Genomic DNA, 16,850 nt, shown 5'->3' on the forward strand with positions numbered 1-16,850 from the left:
CGAGGGACGTGAGTGTGACCATGGCCCGCCACCCCCACCGCAGGCGCAGGAACCTCTCCGTCGTGTCACTGCTGCTGTTCGTGCTGGCCGCGGCCCTCGGCCCCGCGCCGGGCTCCGCGGCGGCCGCGGCCGACTGGTGGAACCCCACCGCCCGGCCCGCGCCCGACTCCGCGGTCAACGTGACCGGGGAGCCGTTCCGGGGCACCGACGCCCGGGGCGAGGTCCGCGGGTTCGTCGACGCCCACAACCACCTGATGGCCAACGAGGCGTTCGGCGGGCGGCTCATCTGCGGCAGGCCCTTCTCCGAGGCCGGCGTCGCCGACGCCCTCAAGGACTGCCCCGAGCACTACCCCGACGGCTCGCTGGCCGTCTTCGACTTCCTCACCAACGGCGGCGACGGCAGGCACGACCCCGTCGGCTGGCCCACCTTCCGGGACTGGCCCGCCCACGACTCCCTGACCCACCAGCAGAACTACTACGCCTGGGTGGAACGCGCCTGGCGCGGCGGCCAGCGGGTGCTCGTCAACGACCTCGTCACCAACGGCGTGATCTGCTCGGTGTACTTCTTCAAGGACCGCTCCTGCGACGAGATGACGTCGATCCGGCTCCAGGCGAAACTCACCTACGACCTGCAGGCCTACGTCGACAGGATGTACGGCGGCACCGGAAAGGGCTGGTTCCGGATCGTCACGGACAGCGCCCGGGCCCGCGAGGTGATCGAGCAGGGCAAGCTGGCGGTCGTCCTGGGGGTCGAGACCTCCGAGCCGTTCGGCTGCAAGCAGGTCCTGGACGTCCCGCAGTGCGACGAGGAGGACATCGACGAGGGGCTGGACGAGCTGTACGCGCTCGGCGTGCGCAGCATGTTCCTCTGCCACAAGTTCGACAACGCGCTGTGCGGCGTCCGCTTCGACGAGGGCACGCTCGGCACGGCCGTCAACGTCGGCCAGTTCCTCTCCACCGGCACCTTCTGGAGGACCGAGCGGTGCGCCGGCCCGCAGCACGACAACCCCATCGGCCTGGCCCCGGCCCCCGAGGCCGAGAAGAGGCTCCCGGCGGGCGTGGCGGTCCCCTCGTACGACGCCGACGCCCGGTGCAACGTCCGCGGGCTCACCGAACTCGGCGAGTACGCCGTGCGCGGCATGATGAAGCGCAACATGATGGTCGAGATCGACCACATGAGCGTCAAGGCCACCGGCCGGGTGCTCGACCTCTTCGAGGCCGAGTCGTACCCGGGCGTGCTGTCCTCGCACAGCTGGATGGACCTGGACTGGACCGAGCGGGTCTACGGGCTCGGCGGCTTCGTCGCCCAGTACATGCACGGCTCCGAGGCGTTCACCGCGGAGGCGGAGCGCACCGACGCCCTGCGCGACGAGTACGGCGTGGGCTACGGCTACGGCACCGACATGAACGGCGTCGGCGGCTGGCCGGCCCCGCGCGGCGCCGACACCGGCAACCCCGTGACGTACCCCTTCCGCAGTACCGACGGCGGCTCCGTCATCGACCGGCAGACCACCGGCGAGCGCACCTGGGACCTGAACACCGACGGAGCCGCCCACTACGGTCTGGTCCCCGACTGGATCGAGGACGTCCGGCTGGTCGGCGGCCAGGACGTGGTCGACGACCTGTTCCGGGGCGCCGAGTCCTACCTCGACACCTGGGGGGCGTCCGAACGGCACCGGCCCGCGGCCGACCTCGCGGCGGGCGCCGCCGCGACCGCGAGCTCCACGGAGTGGAGCCCGTTCACCAGCTACGCGCCCGGCCGGGCCGTGGACGGCGCGCGCGACACCCGCTGGGCCGGCCACTGGAGCGACGACCAGTGGCTGCGGATCGACCTGGGCGCCGCGCACCGGGTCGGGCGCGTCACCCTCGACTGGGAGCGCGCGTACGGGAAGGCGTACCGCGTCGAGCTGTCCGCCGACGGCGTGACCTGGCGCACCGCCTGGTCCACCACCTCCGGCGACGGCGGCCTCGACACGGCCGTCTTCCCCGCCACGACCGCCCGGTACGTGCGCGTCCAGGGCGTGGCACGCGGCACCGGCTGGGGGTACTCGCTCCGCGAGGTCGGGGTGTACGGCGGCTGAGCCCGCCCGCGCGGGGTCCCGGCGGTTTCCGGCGGCTCCGCCGGGGGAACCCGGCGGAGCCCCGATGTCGACGGAGGGACGGACATGACCGGCCAGAAGGACCAGGGCGGGGACCGTTTCGACCGGGCCCGCAGCCCCGAGGAGCCGGGCGCGCACTCGGGCGGGGAGAGCCAGGCCCGCGAGCGCTCCGTACCCGGCACGGCGAGCGCCAAGGAGGGCTACCAGCCGGAGCGCGGCACGACGGCGGGCAAGCCCCTGGAGGGCGTCGAGGCGTCGGACGAGCCGGGGGAGGAGGACGGGGGAGCCGGCCCGGGCGAGAGCTGACCCGCGGGGCAGACCGAGGGGTGCCGGCGGCGCCGTCGCCCCTGCGCTGACGGGCACGGGCCGACTGCGGCGAGGCCGCCGCCGCGCCGACGGAGGCGGCGGACGAGCTGACGGCGGGGCGATCGCCCCTGCGGCGACGGCCGCCCTGTGCCGAGGGGAGGGGCGGCGGGCGGTCCGATGGTGGTGCGGTTGCCTTGGGGTGGCGGGCGCGCTGTCTGTGGAGCGGCCGCCCTGTGCCGAGGGGAGGGGCGGCGGGTGGTCCGGCGGTGGTGCGGTTGCCTTGCGGCGGTGGGCGCGCTGTCCGCGGCGCGGCCGCCCCGCTCACATCGCGACGAGGTCCGCCCAGCGTGTGATCCCGCCGGGGTGGACGAACAGGCCGCACCGCGTCGCCAGCGCGCGGACGATGCACTCGCCGCGGCCGTGCTCGTCCGGGTCGACATCGGCCCGCGGCCGCCCGGCGCGGCGCGCGGGTCCCGCGTCCGAGACCTCGACGCGCAGCGTGCCGGTCCCCCCGCTCCCGTTCCACGACAGCCGCAGCCACGCCGGGGGCAGGGCGTGCACGACCGCGTTGGTGACCAGCTCGGTGACGACCAGGAGCGAGTCGTCCACGATCTGCGGCGACACCTCCCAGCCGGCGAGCACCGCCCGCGCGCGGCGCCGTACGGCCGAGACCGCGCCGGGGGAATGCGGCAGCGGACAGACGTCCACGACCGCTTCCCGCGGCATCGTGTTGAGCTCTACCGTCATCTCTGCTCTCCTGGGTGAGCGCTGCCGACCGGACGCCGGGCCTCAGCGCACGGTGCCGGGGCCACTGCGCACGCTAGGGAACCGGGCAAAGCGGGTCAACGAACATGGGTCGGCATTACCGAACGCCCCGGCTCCTGCCCTGATGAAAGGGGCCATAGCCATATACCGGTCTCTCCTGGCGTACTAGGCTCGCATCATGGCCGGCCCTGTCCAGTCCATCGAACGGGCGGCGGCGATCCTGCGGTTGCTCGCCGGCGGTCCCCGCCGGCTCGGACTCGGCGAGGTGGCGGCTTCGCTCGGGCTGGCGAAGGGCACCGCCCACGGCATCCTGCGCACCCTCCAGCACGTGGACTTCGTCGAGCAGGACGAGGCGACGGGGAAGTACCAGCTCGGGGCCGCCCTGCTGCACCTCGGCACCAGCTACCTCGACGTCAACGAACTGCGGTCGCGCTCCATCAACTGGGCCGACGCCCTGGCCGCCCGCAGCGGGGAGGCGGTCCGCCTGGGCACCCCTCTGGAGGGCAGGGTCCTGGTGATCCACCACGTGTTCCGGCCGGACGACACCCTGCAGACCCTGGACGTGGGCGCGCTGCTGCCGCTGCACGCCTCCTCGCTCGGCAAGGTGCTGCTGGCCTACGGGACCGCGCCCCTGGAGCCGGTCGTGGAGGCCGGGCTGGACACCTACACCCGGCACACCCTCGTCGTCCCCGAGCACCTGACCCGGGCGCTCACCGAGATCCGGGAACTCGGCTGGGCCGCCGAGGTGCAGGAGATGAGCATGGGCGAGGCCGGCGTCGCCGCGCCGATCCGCGGCCACGGAGGGCTCGTGGTCGGCGCCATCGGACTGTCCGGCCCGGTCGAGCGGATCTGCGACGGACAGGGCCGTCCCCGGCCGAGCCTGATCACCCTGCTCCGGGAGGCCGCGCGGGCGATCTCCCGGGACCTGGGCGCGGCTCGCTGGTAGCCGTCCCGCCGGCGTCACCCCATCGGAAGGCGGACCGGGTCATGACCGAACGGTACGTAATGTCCATCGATCAGGGCACCAACTCCACCCGCTGCATCCTGTTCGACCACCAGGGGCGGCTGGTGTCGGTCGCCCAGCGGGAGCACCAGCAGCACTTCCCCAAGCCCGGCTGGGTGGAGCACGACGCCGTGGAGATCTGGCGCAACCTGCGGCGCATCGTCCCCGAGGCCCTGTCCGCCGTCGGCGTCGGCGCCGAGCAGGTGGCCGCCGTCGGTCTGGCCAACCAGCGGGAGACGACGGTGCTCTGGGACCGGCGGACCGGCGCCCCGCTCGGCAGGGCGATCGTCTGGCAGGACACCCGCACCGCGCCCATGGTCGAGGAGCTGCGGCGCGACCCCGGGGACGCGTTCTTCCTCGCACGGTGCAGCCTGCCGCCCTCGACGTACTTCTCGGCCCTGCGGATCCGCTGGCTGTTCGACCACGTCCCCGGGCTGGAGCGGCGCGCCGGGGACGGCGAGGTGCTGTTCGGCACGGTGGAGAGCTGGCTGCTGTGGAACCTCACCGGGGGCGCGGACGGCGGGCTGCACCTCACCGACGTCACCAACGCCAGCCGCACCATGCTGATGAACACCCGCACCCTGGCCTGGGACGGGGAACTGCTGGACTTCTTCGGCGTGCCCCGCCCGATGCTGCCCGAGATCCGCTCCTCCGCCGAGCACTACGGGGACGCCCGCGCCGTCCTGCCGGGCGTCCCCCTCACCGCCGCCCTCGGCGACCAGCAGGCCGCCCTGTTCGGCCAGACCTGCTTCTCGCCGGGCGAGGCGAAGTGTACGTATGGGACCGGTGCCTTCCTGCTCCTGAACACCGGGCCCGAGGTCGTGCGGTCCCGGCACGGACTCCTCACCACCGTCGCCTACAAGATCGGGGAGCGGCCCCCGGCCTATGCCCTGGAGGGGTCGATCGCCGTCACCGGCTCCCTGGTCCAGTGGTTCCGCGACCGCCTCGGCCTGATCGGCAGCGCGCCCGAGATCGAGACGCTCGCCCGGACGGTCGAGGACAACGGCGGCTGCTACATCGTCCCCGCGTTCTCCGGCCTGTTCGCGCCCCGCTGGCGCAGCGACGCCCGCGGGGTCATCGTCGGCCTCACCTCGTACATCACCAAGGGCCACCTGGCCCGGGCCGTCCTGGAGGCCACCGGCTGGCAGACGCGGGAGGTCGTCGACGCCATGAACGCCGACTTCCCGGTGCCGCTGGAGCAGCTCCGGGTGGACGGCGGGATGACGGCGGACAACCTGCTCATGCAGTTCGTCGCCGACGTGCTCGACGTGCCCGTGGTGCGGCCCATGGTCGCCGAGACCGTCTCCCTGGGCGCCGCCTACGCCGCCGGGCTGGCCGCCGGCTACTGGCCGGACCTCGAAGTCCTGCGCCGCCACTGGCACCGGGCCGGCCAGTGGCTGCCGGCGATGGACCCGGACCGCAGGGAGGCGGAGTACGACAACTGGCGACGGGCCGTCGAACGGTCGCTGGGGTGGGTCAGGCCGCCCGCCTAGCCCTGACCCCGCCGCACACCCATTGACAACGTCCCGCGCCGTGCGGAGACTCCTTGCGTCCAGCGAAATAGTTTTCACTGAGCGAACACAACGGCGAACGCGCTGGACGCACGCCGGACCACCACGCCGGACGAACACGCCGGACGAACACGCCGGACGAACACACCCCGCGGTCGGAGGAGCGGGTCCAGCCGCTCCCCGCCCACGAGCCGCCCCGAAGGGCCGCGCCGCCCCGGTCCTCCCGGCCGGGCCCCGGCCGGCCCCCGTCACCCGCTCTTCACGACGCCGTGAGAGAAAGTGAGCCACCCTTGAGCGCCCCCGCGTCCCCACCGAGCCGCTCTTTCAGGACCGTCGCGCCCGTCATCGCCCTGTGCTGGCTGGCCGTCTTCTTCGACGGCATGGATGTCAACATCTACGGCGCCGTCATGCCGCACCTGCTCGACGACCCCGGCCTGGGCTTCTCGCCCGGCACGGCGGGCACGGTCGGCAGCTGGACCACCTTCGGCATGCTGATCGGCGCCCTGGCCGCCGGCACCCTCACCGACTGGCTGGGCCGCAAGCCCCTGGTCACCGGCAGCGTGCTGCTGTTCTCGCTGGGGTCGGCGCTGTGCGCGGTGGCTCCCGGGGCGGCCGTGTTCGGCGCCGGGCGGTTCCTGTCCGGACTGGGGCTCGGCGGGCTGATGCCGATCGGGCTGGCCATCGTCGCCGAGTTCGCGCCGCCGCGCCGGGCCGCGCTGGCCACCGGCCTGATGATGACGTCGTACCACGCGGGCGGCATGGCGGCCACGGGCATCGGCCTGGCCGTGGCCCCCGAGCACGGCTGGCGCTGGGTCTTCTGGGCGGGCGTGCTGCCGGCCGTCATCGCCGTGCCGCTGGTGCTGAAGTGGCTGCCGGAGTCGCCGGGCGTGCTGTACGCCAAGGGCCGCGCCGAGCAGGCGTACGCGGTCGCCGACCGCTACGGACTGGACCGCCCCGGCGCCGACCGGGCACCCGAGGCCGGCGCCAAGGGCCGCCTGAGCGCGATCGGCGCCCTGTTCGCGCCGGGCACCCGCTGGGCCACCCCGCTGCTGTGGATCGCCTCCTTCGCCGGCCTGCTCCTCGTCTACGGCGTCTCCACCTGGCTGCCGGAACTGATGCGCGCCTCCGGCTACTCCCTCTCCTCCTCCGTCACCTTCCTGATGGTGATCAACGCGGGCGGCATCCTCGGCATGCTGATCGCCGGCCGCACCGCCGACCGGTTCGGCCCGGTCCGGGTCTCGGCGATCTGGTTCCTGCTGACCGCCGTCGGCGCCTACCTGCTGCGCGCCGAACTCCCGCTGGGCGTGGCGTACGCCGTCGTCTTCGTCACCGGTGTCTGGCTGTTCAGCGCCCAGGTCATGGTCTACGCGGCCACCGCCCGGGTCTACGCGCCCGCCGAGCGGGCGACCGGCCTGGGCTGGGTGACCGGCGTGGGCCGCACGGGCGCGGTCGTCGGCCCGTGGCTCGGCGGCATGGTCATCGCGGGCGGCAACGCCGGGCTCGGCTTCACCACCTTCGCGGTGGCGGCCGTCCTCGGCGCGGTCGCGATCACCCTGGTGCCGCTGGCCGGACGCGCCCGGCGCCGACCGGCCACGGGCCACCCGGCGGCGCTCGCCGCGACGGCGGACTGACCGCCCGCGCCCCCGGCCGCCCCGGCGGTCAGGGGCGCAGGATCAGACGGACCGGGTCGCCCTCCTTGTTCTCCAGCCGTTCGACGGCGTCGGCCGCCCGCGCGAGCGGCAGCACGCCGCTGACGGAGCCGGAGAAGTCCAGCCGCCCGCCCCGGATCAGGGTGAGCAGCTGCGGGAGGGCGACCGGCATGTCCGAGCCGTAGTGGCCGAGGATCCGCTGCTGGAGGTAGCTGAAGCGGGTGCCGTCGGCGACGTGCAGCGGCCGGTCGGTCAGACCGACCAGTACCAGCCGGCCCTTCGGGGCGAGGACGGAGAGCGCCTGCTCGCGGACGGCCGGCACCCCGGCGAAGTCGAAGGCCGCGGCCAGTCCCGCCCCGCCGGTCACACCGCCGACGGCCGCCGCCAGGCCGGGGTCGGCCGAGTCCAGCACGAGGTCCGCTCCGGCGGCCCGGGCCCGCTCGCGCGCCACCGGGTTCGGGTCGACGGCCACGACGGGGCAGGCGCCCACGGCGCGCAGCAGCTGCACCGCGTGCACGCCGAGCCCGCCCACGCCCCACACCCCGACCGCCTCCGCGGGCCGGACCGCGCCGGTCGCGGTGATCGCGCCCCACGGCGTGGACACGGCGTCCGGGATGATCGCGCCCTGCTCGAACGGGACGGCGTCCGGCAGCGTGGTCAGGGCGTCCGCCGAGGACAGGGCGTACTCCGCCCAGCCGCCGTCGTAGTCGACGCCCCGGGTGTACGTGACGCCGTCCCGCACCTCGCCCGCGTACAGCACCACGCGCTCGCCGCCCTTCCACGCGGTGACGCCGTCGCCGACCTCGGCGACCGTGCCGGACACCTCGTGGCCGAGCGTCACGGTCTCGTCCCGCAGGAACAGGGGCGTCAGGGTCCCGTCGATCAGGTGTACGTCGGACAGGCACACCCCGGCCGCCGCGACCTTCACCAGCACCTGCCCCGGGCCGGGCTGCGGCCGGGGCACCTCCTCGACGCGCAGCGTGCGGCTGGGCACGTGCAGGCGGGCGGCGAGCATCTGCTCCATGGACGACCTCCTCGGCGCGGCGGCGGCCCGCCCACAACGCAGGTCGCCTTGCGTTGCACCGTACACCCAACGCAAGTCGAGTTGCTTTAGGCTGCTGCCATGACCTCCTCCGAGCCCGCCGTGCCTCCCCTGCGCCGTCGCGGGGAGCCCATGCGGCGGGCCGTGCTCGCCGCGACCGTGGAACTGCTGTCGACGGACGGTCTGGCCGGGACGACGGTCGCCGCCGTCGCCCGGGCCGCCGGAGTGCACGAGACGTCCGTGTACCGCCGCTGGAAGACCCGCGAGAACCTGGTCCTCGACGCCCTCACCACGGAACTGGACGCCGCCCTGCCGCTCCCCGACACCGGGCGGGTGGCCGACGACCTGGTGCGGTTCTTCACCTCCCTGGTCCGGCTGCTGGGCACGGCCCAGGGCGAGGCCCTGCTCCGGTTGAGCGCCGAGCGGGACGCCGTGCTCGGCGACCGGCGCGTCCCCTACTGGCGGGACCGCCTCGAACGGGCCGTCGTCATGGTCCGCCGCGGGATCGAACGGGGCGAACTGGCGCCGGACACCGACGCGGGGCTCGTGATCGAGGCCGTCAGCGGACCGCTGTTCACCCGCCTGCTGCTCAGCGGGGCACCCCTGGACGAGTCCCTCGTCCAGGGCCTGGTCGCCCTCACCCTCGACGGGGCCCGGCCCCGGCCGGGACCGGCACGCTGACGCGCCCTCCGCGGGGCTCCGGCGCGTCACGGGACCGCCGGGGCGACGGCCGGCCGCCGTCGGCCGCGATCACGAGCCCCGCGTCGGTGCCCGGCGGGCCCGGGCCCCGGCGCGCGGGCCCCGGCCTCAGCCCTCCGCGGGGGTGAGCACGACGAAGTCCGCGTTCGCCGGGTCGAGGCACACGGCGAGCCGGCCGACGCCCGGCGCGTCCTCGGGCCCCATCTGCGTGCTGCCGCCGTTCTCGGTGATCCTGGCGACCGCGGCGTCGCAGTCCTCCACGGCGAACACCGGGTGCCAGTAGGGCCGCCCGTCCGCGAGGGCCAGGTGCTCCCGGGACAGCTGCATCAGGCCGCCGTGCATGCGCTCCTCGGGCTGCCCCTGAGGGGTGATCAGGGTGTACGTCCCCCCGCCGTCCGGCAGCACCATGTCGCTGAACCGCCAGTCGAGGACATCCCGTAGAACTCCTTCGCGGCCGCCGCGTCGCTCGTGTAGAGCTCCGTCCAGGACAGCGAGCCCGGCGCGTCGACCAGGTCGAGGCCCTTGCTCCTGCCCGGCTGCCAGACCGCGAACTGGCCTCCCAGCGGATCGCTGTACTGCGCCATCCGGCCCCAGTCGTCGAGATCCATCGGCGCCACCCGCACCGAGCCCCCCGCGCCCTCCACGGCCCGGGTCGTGGCGTCCGCGTCGGCGACGCTGTAGTAGATCATCCAGGCCGAACGGGCGCCCTCCTCGGTGAGCCTGCCGAGCCCGGCGACGATCTTGCCGTCCTTGCGGAACATCCCGCCTTCCATGTCCTCCCCGTCGCCCATGGACTCGTAGTCCCAGCCGAACACCGCGCCGTAGAAGGCCGCGGCGGCCGGGACGTCGGGGGTGCCCAGGTCCAGCCAACAGGGGGAACCGGGGACGTAGTCGGTGGTGATCACGGCGATTTCCTTTCGCAGATCCTCCGCTGTGACCTCAGCGTTGCACCGGCCACTGACAATCGCCCGGCGGCCGGGACCCGGGGGAGGCCGTCCCGCCCGTCACCACGCCATCTCGTCGATCAGCGCGGCCAGGTCCGCCTCCCCGGCGCGGCCCAGGGCCTGCTCCGCCCAGATCACCTTGCCCCGCGCCACGTACCGCGTGCCCCAGCGGTCGGCGAACTGCGAGACGAGGAACAGGCCGCGGCCCCCCTCGTCGGTGGAGGCGGCGCGCCGCAGCCGGGGCGAGGTGTTGCTGCCGTCCGAGACCTCGCAGACCAGGGTGCGGCCCAGCAGCATCCTGACCCGCACCGGCGGGGCGCCGTAGCGGATCGCGTTGGTGAGCAGTTCGCTGAGGACGAGTTCCGTGGTGAAGGCCGACCCGCCGAGCCCCCAGTCGTCCAGGCACCGGCTCACCTCGGTACGGACCCGGGAGACGGCCGTCACGTCGAACGGCACGTCCCACACCGCCACCCGGGACGGGTCGAGCAGCCGCGTCCGGGCGACCAGCAGCGCCACGTCGTCGTGCGGGTGCGCGGGCAGCATCGTCTCCATGAGGGCGCGACAGGTCTCCTCCGGCGTCTGCCCCGTAGGGGCGACGACCGACCGGAGCATCTCCAGCCCCTGGTCGATGTCCCTCCTGCGGTCCTCGACCAGGCCGTCGGTGAACAGGACCAGCCGGCTGCCCTCGGGCAGGTCCAGCTCGCCGGCCTCGAAGGGGTGCCCGCCCACGCCCAGCGGCGGCGACAGGGGCAGGTCGGGGAAGGACACCCCGCCCCCGGGATCCACCACGGCCGGTGCGACGTGCCCGGCGCGGGACAGGGCGCAGTGCCCGGTGACCGGGTCGTAGATCGCGTACAGGCAGGTGGCGCCCGTAACGGGGGCGCCGTCGCTGTGCGGGTGGGCCGTCTGCGTGTCCAGCAGCGTCACCATCTCGTCGAGACGGCCGAGCAGTTCGTCCGGCGGGAGGTCCAGCGAGGAGAAGTTCAGGACCGCGGTGCGCAGCCTGCCCATGGTCACCGCGGCGTGCAGGCCGTGCCCCACGACGTCGCCGACCACCAGCGCGACCCGGAAGCCGGGCAGGGGGATGACGTCGAACCAGTCGCCGCCCACGCCGGCCTGCGCGGGCAGGTAGCGCCAGGCGACCTCCAGCGCGTCCTGGTCCGGCAGGTCCCGGGGCAGCAGACTGCGCTGCAGCGTCACGGCCATGGCGTGCTCGCGGGAGTAGCGGCGCGCGTTGTCGATGGCGACGGCGGCCCGGGCCACCAGCTCCTCGGCGACCGCGACGTCCTCGTCCTCGAAGGCGGGGGAGCCGGGACCCCGCCAGAAGTTGACCATGCCGAGGACCACGGCACGGGCCCGCAGCGGCACCGTGATCAGCGAGTGGATGCCGTAGTCGAGGGCCTGCCGCGCCCCCTCCGGATCGTGGGCCCGCCAGTCGTGCGCGGTGTGCAGGTCCGGCACGCGCACGGCCTTGCCGCGCTCCAGCGCCGCCACCATCGGGGTGTCCGCCACGAGGAACTGGATCAGGTCTCCCACCGGCTGCAGGGGGTGCCCGGCCCGGGCCTCGCTCAGCGCGGTGCGCCGCATCCGCCGCACGGCGCCCGTGGGTTCCTCGCCGCGCAGCACGGAGTCCAGCAGCTCCACGGTGACGAAGTCCGCCATGCGCGGGACGGCGACCTCGGCGAGCTCCTCCGCGGTGCGCCGCACGTCGAGCGTGGTACCGATCCGCACCCCCGCCTCGTACAGCAGGGTCAGCCGTGCCCGCGCCACCTCGGCCTGGCCCGACAGGGCCCGCAGCTCCGTGGTGTCCCGGAAGGTCGCCACGAGGCCCTGCTCGCCGCCGTAGGGGGCGGTGAGCCGGATGTTGACCGCCAGCAGCCGCTCACCGGCCGGGAGCACCTCGTCGGAGACGGCCTCGGCGGAGACCAGCAGTCGCGTCAGGGCCGGTCCCAGCCCCAGGTCCGCGACCGGCCGGTGGTCGGCGTCCTCCGGCAGGTCCAGCAGCCGGCGCGCCTCGTCGTTGGCGAGCAGCAGCCGTCCGTCGGCACCGATGATCAGGACTCCCTCGCGCACCGCGTGCAGCACGGCGTGGTGGTGCTCGAACATCCGGGTCATCTCCGCCGGGCCCAGGCCGTGGGTCTGCCGCCGCAGCCGCCGGCTGACCAGGGCCGTGCCGCCGGTCGCCAGCGCGAGCGCCACCGCCGCCGAGCCCAGCATCACCGGCACCTGCTCGTTCAGGACGTGCCCGAAGGTCTCGTACTGGATCCCGGCACCGACCATGCCGACCACCTGCCCCCGGGCGTCCGTGACGGGGACGACCGCGCGCACGGCGTCGGCCGGCTCGCCCTGGAACGTCTCGGTGAACGCCTCCCCGCGGGCCGCCCGGCCGACGCCCTCCGCCCTCGTGCCGATCAGGGCGGGATCGGAGTCGGCGAGCCGCACCCCCCGCTCGTCCAGCACGGTGACGAAGTCGACGCCGGCCCCGCGCCGCACCGCCTCGGCGACCCCCCGGAGCCGGGCCGTGGGGTCCGGCGACCGCAGCGCGGCCACCGTGCCGGGCGCGTGGGCGAACCCCTCCGCCGCGGCCAGGCAACGGTTGCGGGCGTTGCGCTCGCCCTCGTACCGCCCCTGCACCACCAGGGCGGCGACCGCCGCCGCGACGAGGACCAGCATGATCAGGACCTGGAGCAGGAAGACCTGCGTGGCGAGCGTGCGGACGCTCAGGGAGGGCGAGAAGTGGTGCCCGGGGGACCGCCGCGCGGACTCCGGACGCCGGAACGGATCATCGGGCCGCCGTTCACCCGGGGGCGGTACCCCTTCTGTCCGGGATCGGCGGTAACGTCCGATCATGTCCCATTTCTAACACCAGGGCTCCCGCAGGGGCGACCGGTGTGCCCGCGCCCCTGCGCGCCCGCCGCGGCCGAAAGGCCGGCCCGGTCCGGTCCGGTTCCGGCGAACCGCTCGCGCCGCCTGGCGGAAACGCGCGCGGGGCCCCATTGTCAGTGCCGTGCGGAACAATGCGACAACAGTGAGATCATCCTGGCCCGCTGGGGGTAGGCGATCCACAACGCCCGTCTCCAGAAAGGCCTCCGTCGATGCAGCCCACCTCCGGCCCGGCACGGGCCCTCGCCGTCACCCGCTCCGCGCGCCCGATCGGGGCGACGCGGACACCGGCCGAGGAGGTGCGGGCCGAGGAGATACGGGCAGCGGGGAAACGGGCCGCGGGCATCGGCGTCCCGCGGGGCACAGAGGGGGAGGACTGACGATGATTCTGCCGCACCGCAGCCGGACGGGCACCGCGCTCAGCTCCGTGGGCTCCGACCTCGTCCGTCTCATCTCCGACTCCCGCACCCCGGTCTTCCTCACCGTGCACGCGGGCGGCCGCCGCAGATACAGCTACTGGCAGCCGCTCGACCCGTCCACCGGCCGGGGCAGCTGCTACGTGGCCCTGCCCACCGACGAGTGCGACGCGCTGCACGCGGCGGGCCGGATCGTGCTCGGCGACCCCGTCGTCGATCCGGCCAAGACGACCTACCGGATCCGGCCGGCGCACCGCGCCCCCGCCGCGTCCGTGCGCCCGGTCCCTCCTCGGGTGCGCGCGGCGTGACCGGCGGCCGGAGACCGGGTGCCGAAGCGGACCCGCCGGTCCGCCCCGGCTCCCGCGCAGTCCTGGCCGCCGCGCCGCCGGCCGGCCGCCGCCCGGCGGATCACCGGGGACCCCTGCCGTCCTCCTGACCGCCGTGCCGGGGCCCGCACCCGTGCCCGTCCCGACCGTGCCCGTGCTTGTCGCCACACAGCAGACCGCGCCGAGGCCGAGCCGTACGTGACGCCCGGCCACCTCCCCCGCGGCCGGCGGACACCGCGCGGTACCGGCCGGCCACGCGCCGGCACATGACCGGCACCGCTCGCGCCGGACGGTGGAGCCGCTGCCGCACGTCGAGCACATCGGCCACCTTGCCGTACGCGCACATCCGGAGCGCGTGCGGGGCCTTTGCCTGCCCGGCCACCGCCCCTCGCACGTCCACCCCTGCCCCGTGCCGACCCGGCGGACGTCGCCGCCACGGTGTGCCAGGTCCGCCCGGGGCAGCCCTTCGGCGTGCCGCGCGTACGGGAACCTCGCGGCACCGTCCGGCCGTCCTCCGCTGCCGCCGGTGGAGCGGCAGACGGTCGTCGAGGAGGCCGCACAGGTAGCCCGGCAGCGCGTCGAGCACCGGGAGTGCGTCGAGCGCTGGGAACAGGTCGAGTACCGGCAGCGCGTCGAGTACCGGGGTGCGTCGAGTACCAGGAACGCGTCGAGTCCCGGCAGTGTGTCGAGTACGGGAGTGCGTCGAGTACGGGGAGTGCGGCGAGCGGCTGCCCGCCGAGCCCGGGCGCGGTCCACGCCCGGCGGTGGACGGGGAGCCTGCCGCCGCTGCTCACCGCGGGCGGTCGGGACCGGGCCGCCGGGCGGCCGGCGCGTCGGCGCCGGAGCCGATCGACGTCGTGCGGTTCCGGGCCGGGTCCGGCGCGGGCATCATGGAAGGGCCCGGCGCCGGGAACGCGCCCCGCGCCGCTTCGCGCGCCCGGTCCGGCCGCCGATGACGCCCGTGCCGCCCCGCCGCGCATCACGGGCGCCCCTCGCCGTCGCCCGCCCCGCCACCGACGGGCCGGGCGCCGGTCCCGCCACCCGCCGGCCTCCGGGAGCGTGGTGCCATGAAGGCCGTGACCGAACCGGTCCCCTTCGCCCCGGGCAGCATCCTGTGGGACATCGCGGGCGACGTGCGGCTGCTCCTCTCCCTGCCCGCCGCCCTCGTCCTCCAGGTCGCCCACCCGGCGGTCGGCGCGGGCGTCGACGAGCACTCCGTCTTCCGTACCGACCCCTGGGGACGCGCGGCGCGCTCCCTCGAGAGCCTCCAGCTCTGGGTCTACGGCGGGGAGGCGGCGCTCGAGGAGGGACGGCGGCTGCGCCGCCTGCACAGGACCATCAGCGGCACCGACACCCGCGGCCGCGCCTACCACGCGCTCACCCCGGCCCACTACGCCTGGGTGCACGCCACCGCCTACCCGGTGTTCCTGCGGTCGGCCCGCTACCTGTCCCGGCCCCTGACCCCGCGGGAGGAGCGCCGCCTCTACGGCGAACTGCTCCGCCTGGGCGCCATCCTCGGCATCCACGAGCGCGACATGCCACCGACCCCCGAGGAGTTCTGGACCTACTTCGAGGCGATGGTCGAGCACGAACTGGAGCGGACGGCGGTGGCCGGGGAACTGCTCGACCCGCGCCGCCCCGTCCCCCCGCCGCCCGGCTCGGGCACCGTCCTGCGCCGGCTCTGGCCGCTGCTGGCCCGGCTGCGCGTCTTCGTCACCGTCGGCCTGCTCCCGCCGATCGCCCGTGACCGCCTGGGACTGACCTGGACGGCACGGGACGAACGCCGGCTGCGGCGCCTGGGCGGCGTGGTGCGCACGGTCGTCCCCCTGCTGCCCGAGCGCCTCCGCTACCTGCCCGTGGCCCGGCGCGCCCGCGCGGCGCGACGGTGAGCCGGGACTCGTGGCGGTGAGCCGGGGCTCGTGGCGGCAGGGGCGCCGGGGCGGTCCGGGGACGCGTCAGCGGTTGATCGTGTCGCGGGTCTGGGCGTAGACGGTGGCGTCGGAGAGCAGGCCCATGTGGGTCAGGCAGGAGGTCCGGGTGTTGGCCGCACCGGACAGCGGAACGGAACTGTCCGGATTGATCACCGTGTCGCACGGCGACCACCAGGTCGCGTAACGGGGGGAGCCGGGTGTCTCGTCGCCGGAGTTCAGGGCGGTGAGGAAGCCGGAGCCGATGCGCATCTCCGTGCAGGACGTGTCGAAGCAGTTGTCGGCGCTGTCGGTGCCGTGGTTGGGGCCGCCGAGCGACACCCAGGCGTCGACCTTCGCGGCTCCGCCGAGGTTCTTCAGGTAGTGGCGCGAGGAGAGCCCGCCCATGGAGTGGGTGACGACGTCGACCTGCGTGGCGCCGGTGGCCGCCAGGAGCCGGTCCACTTCGGCGGAGAGCTGCTGGGCGGTCGTGGTGTTGGACTGGCGCGAGTCGTAGCCCCACTGGTCGAGGTGGGAGGACGGCCAGCCGTCGGCACGGAAGCGGTCGGCCATGGTGTTCCAGTTGGCGGCGCTGCCGCTGTAGCCGTGCACGAACAGGACGGGGTGGCTGCCGGGAGCGAAACGGGAACTGCCCGACGCCTGGGCGGGGCCCGACGCCTGGGCGGCGAGGAGGGCGCCGGCGGCGACGAGGGCTGCGGACACGAGGGATCTCTTCACGCGGGGCCTCACTGAACGGGGTGGGGGAACGCGCTCGACGGCGCGTTCGGACGGGGAGAGGGGACTGCGTGCGCGCTGCCCGGGTCGCGGGAGCGGTGTCTGCGGGCGCGCGGGGCGCGCCGAGGGGCCGGTCGGCCGCGGCCCGCAGGGGGAGGACACCGGTGCTGTCGAGGGGTGGCGTGAGCCTACTGGCCGGTAGCAACGGCTGGTCAAGGGGCGTGCACCAGGTTTCTCGGCGATCCGGCCGTCCGCCCGCCGGCACGGACGACCCGACGGCCCGCCCTGACACCGGCCACGACAGGCCCCGACCTGCACCTGGGCACACTGAGCACCCCTCGGGCCCCGGGAGCGCCGAACGCCCTTCGGCATGAGGCGCGCTGAGTGTCCCCGAGCCTCGGGCGCACCGAGCATCCTCGGGCCTTGGGTGCGCCGAGTGCCTTTCGGACCTCGGGCAGGGCAGCGCCCTTCGGCATCAAGGCGCGCCGAGTGTCCCCGTGTCTCGGGCGCGCCGAGCGTCCTTCGGTCTCCGGCAGGGCAGCGTCTTTCGGCATCAAGGCGTACT

12 protein-coding genes and 1 pseudogene are annotated in these 16,850 nt (G+C 74.9%); 8 read left to right on the forward strand and 5 right to left on the reverse strand.

Features of this window, described 5'->3' with window-relative positions:
- The first annotated feature begins 20 nt into the window (after positions 1–20).
- Positions 21–2,081, forward strand: a complete 2,061-nt coding sequence (locus tag ACIF8T_RS26935; protein ID WP_400038784.1) for a discoidin domain-containing protein — start codon at positions 21–23, stop codon at positions 2,079–2,081.
- An 84-nt stretch (positions 2,082–2,165) separates the two neighbouring features.
- Positions 2,166–2,405, forward strand: coding sequence for a hypothetical protein (locus tag ACIF8T_RS26940; RefSeq protein WP_400038684.1), 240 nt, complete (start codon positions 2,166–2,168; stop codon positions 2,403–2,405).
- 321 nt (positions 2,406–2,726) lie between these two features.
- Here the strand turns inward: ACIF8T_RS26940 and ACIF8T_RS26945 are convergent, their stop codons facing one another.
- Complete coding sequence (locus tag ACIF8T_RS26945; RefSeq protein ID WP_400038685.1) at positions 2,727–3,152, reverse strand: ATP-binding protein; 426 nt, start codon at positions 3,150–3,152, stop codon at positions 2,727–2,729.
- 196 nt (positions 3,153–3,348) lie between these two features.
- Here ACIF8T_RS26945 and ACIF8T_RS26950 point away from each other — a divergent pair, with 196 nt between their 5' ends.
- The 3 genes from ACIF8T_RS26950 to ACIF8T_RS26960 all read left to right on the forward strand — a co-directional run bounded on the left by ACIF8T_RS26950 (position 3,349) and on the right by ACIF8T_RS26960 (position 7,315).
- Complete coding sequence (locus ACIF8T_RS26950; protein WP_400038686.1) at positions 3,349–4,116, forward strand: IclR family transcriptional regulator; 768 nt, start codon at positions 3,349–3,351, stop codon at positions 4,114–4,116.
- A gap of 41 nt (positions 4,117–4,157) precedes the next feature.
- Positions 4,158–5,666 (forward strand): glycerol kinase GlpK, encoded by a 1,509-nt coding sequence (gene glpK / locus ACIF8T_RS26955; RefSeq protein ID WP_400038687.1) that lies wholly within the window; start codon positions 4,158–4,160, stop codon positions 5,664–5,666.
- A gap of 308 nt (positions 5,667–5,974) precedes the next feature.
- Positions 5,975–7,315, forward strand: coding sequence for an MFS transporter (locus ACIF8T_RS26960; protein ID WP_400038688.1), 1,341 nt, complete (start codon positions 5,975–5,977; stop codon positions 7,313–7,315).
- A gap of 28 nt (positions 7,316–7,343) precedes the next feature.
- Here the strand turns inward: ACIF8T_RS26960 and ACIF8T_RS26965 are convergent, their stop codons facing one another.
- Positions 7,344–8,357 (reverse strand): zinc-binding dehydrogenase, encoded by a 1,014-nt coding sequence (locus tag ACIF8T_RS26965; RefSeq protein WP_400038689.1) that lies wholly within the window; start codon positions 8,355–8,357, stop codon positions 7,344–7,346.
- Between the two features lie 99 nt (positions 8,358–8,456).
- On the opposite strand from ACIF8T_RS26965, the gene ACIF8T_RS26970 reads away from it, so the two are divergent.
- Entirely contained in the window at positions 8,457–9,056 is a 600-nt protein-coding gene (locus ACIF8T_RS26970; protein WP_400038690.1) for a TetR-like C-terminal domain-containing protein, read from the forward strand.
- A gap of 126 nt (positions 9,057–9,182) precedes the next feature.
- Here the strand turns inward: ACIF8T_RS26970 and ACIF8T_RS26975 are convergent.
- Together ACIF8T_RS26975 and ACIF8T_RS26980 are read right to left on the reverse strand one after the other, a co-directional pair.
- A pseudogene (locus ACIF8T_RS26975) lies at positions 9,183–9,979 on the reverse strand (VOC family protein).
- Positions 9,980–10,078: 99 nt separating this feature from the next.
- Positions 10,079–12,868 carry a SpoIIE family protein phosphatase gene (locus ACIF8T_RS26980; RefSeq protein WP_400038691.1) on the reverse strand — a complete coding sequence of 930 codons (2,790 nt, stop codon included), beginning with the start codon at positions 12,866–12,868 and terminating at the stop codon, positions 10,079–10,081.
- Positions 12,869–13,283: 415 nt separating this feature from the next.
- Between ACIF8T_RS26980 and ACIF8T_RS26985 the strand changes: the two genes are divergently transcribed.
- Together ACIF8T_RS26985 and ACIF8T_RS26990 are read left to right on the forward strand one after the other, a co-directional pair.
- Positions 13,284–13,625, forward strand: coding sequence for a hypothetical protein (locus ACIF8T_RS26985; RefSeq protein ID WP_400038692.1), 342 nt, complete (start codon positions 13,284–13,286; stop codon positions 13,623–13,625).
- 1,085 nt (positions 13,626–14,710) lie between these two features.
- Positions 14,711–15,532 carry an oxygenase MpaB family protein gene (locus tag ACIF8T_RS26990; RefSeq protein WP_400038693.1) on the forward strand — a complete coding sequence of 274 codons (822 nt, stop codon included), beginning with the start codon at positions 14,711–14,713 and terminating at the stop codon, positions 15,530–15,532.
- A 66-nt stretch (positions 15,533–15,598) separates the two neighbouring features.
- On the opposite strand, the gene ACIF8T_RS26995 is transcribed toward ACIF8T_RS26990, so the two are convergent.
- A complete protein-coding gene (locus ACIF8T_RS26995) occupies positions 15,599–16,273 on the reverse strand; it encodes an esterase/lipase family protein (RefSeq protein WP_400038694.1) in 675 nt (224 codons plus the stop codon).
- Positions 16,274–16,850: the final 577 nt, after the last annotated feature.

This window comes from Streptomyces sp. NPDC085946, from assembly GCF_044540485.1.
In the GTDB taxonomy this organism is placed as follows: domain Bacteria; phylum Actinomycetota; class Actinomycetes; order Streptomycetales; family Streptomycetaceae; genus Streptomyces.

What these genes read in the sequence shown, in the direction of transcription:
- ACIF8T_RS26965 (WP_400038689.1), bottom strand. Translation starts at nt 8,357, where the DNA reads ATGGAGCAGATGCTCGCCGCCCGCCTGCACGTGCCCAGCCGCACGCTG.
- ACIF8T_RS26945 (WP_400038685.1), bottom strand. Translation starts at nt 3,152, where the DNA reads ATGACGGTAGAGCTCAACACGATGCCGCGGGAAGCGGTCGTGGACGTC.
- ACIF8T_RS26985 (WP_400038692.1), top strand. Translation starts at nt 13,284, where the DNA reads ATGATTCTGCCGCACCGCAGCCGGACGGGCACCGCGCTCAGCTCCGTG.
- glpK (WP_400038687.1), top strand. Translation starts at nt 4,158, where the DNA reads ATGACCGAACGGTACGTAATGTCCATCGATCAGGGCACCAACTCCACC.
- ACIF8T_RS26935 (WP_400038784.1), top strand. Translation starts at nt 21, where the DNA reads ATGGCCCGCCACCCCCACCGCAGGCGCAGGAACCTCTCCGTCGTGTCA.
- ACIF8T_RS26940 (WP_400038684.1), top strand. Translation starts at nt 2,166, where the DNA reads ATGACCGGCCAGAAGGACCAGGGCGGGGACCGTTTCGACCGGGCCCGC.
- ACIF8T_RS26980 (WP_400038691.1), bottom strand. Translation starts at nt 12,868, where the DNA reads ATGATCGGACGTTACCGCCGATCCCGGACAGAAGGGGTACCGCCCCCG.
- ACIF8T_RS26990 (WP_400038693.1), top strand. Translation starts at nt 14,711, where the DNA reads ATGAAGGCCGTGACCGAACCGGTCCCCTTCGCCCCGGGCAGCATCCTG.
- ACIF8T_RS26970 (WP_400038690.1), top strand. Translation starts at nt 8,457, where the DNA reads ATGACCTCCTCCGAGCCCGCCGTGCCTCCCCTGCGCCGTCGCGGGGAG.
- ACIF8T_RS26950 (WP_400038686.1), top strand. Translation starts at nt 3,349, where the DNA reads ATGGCCGGCCCTGTCCAGTCCATCGAACGGGCGGCGGCGATCCTGCGG.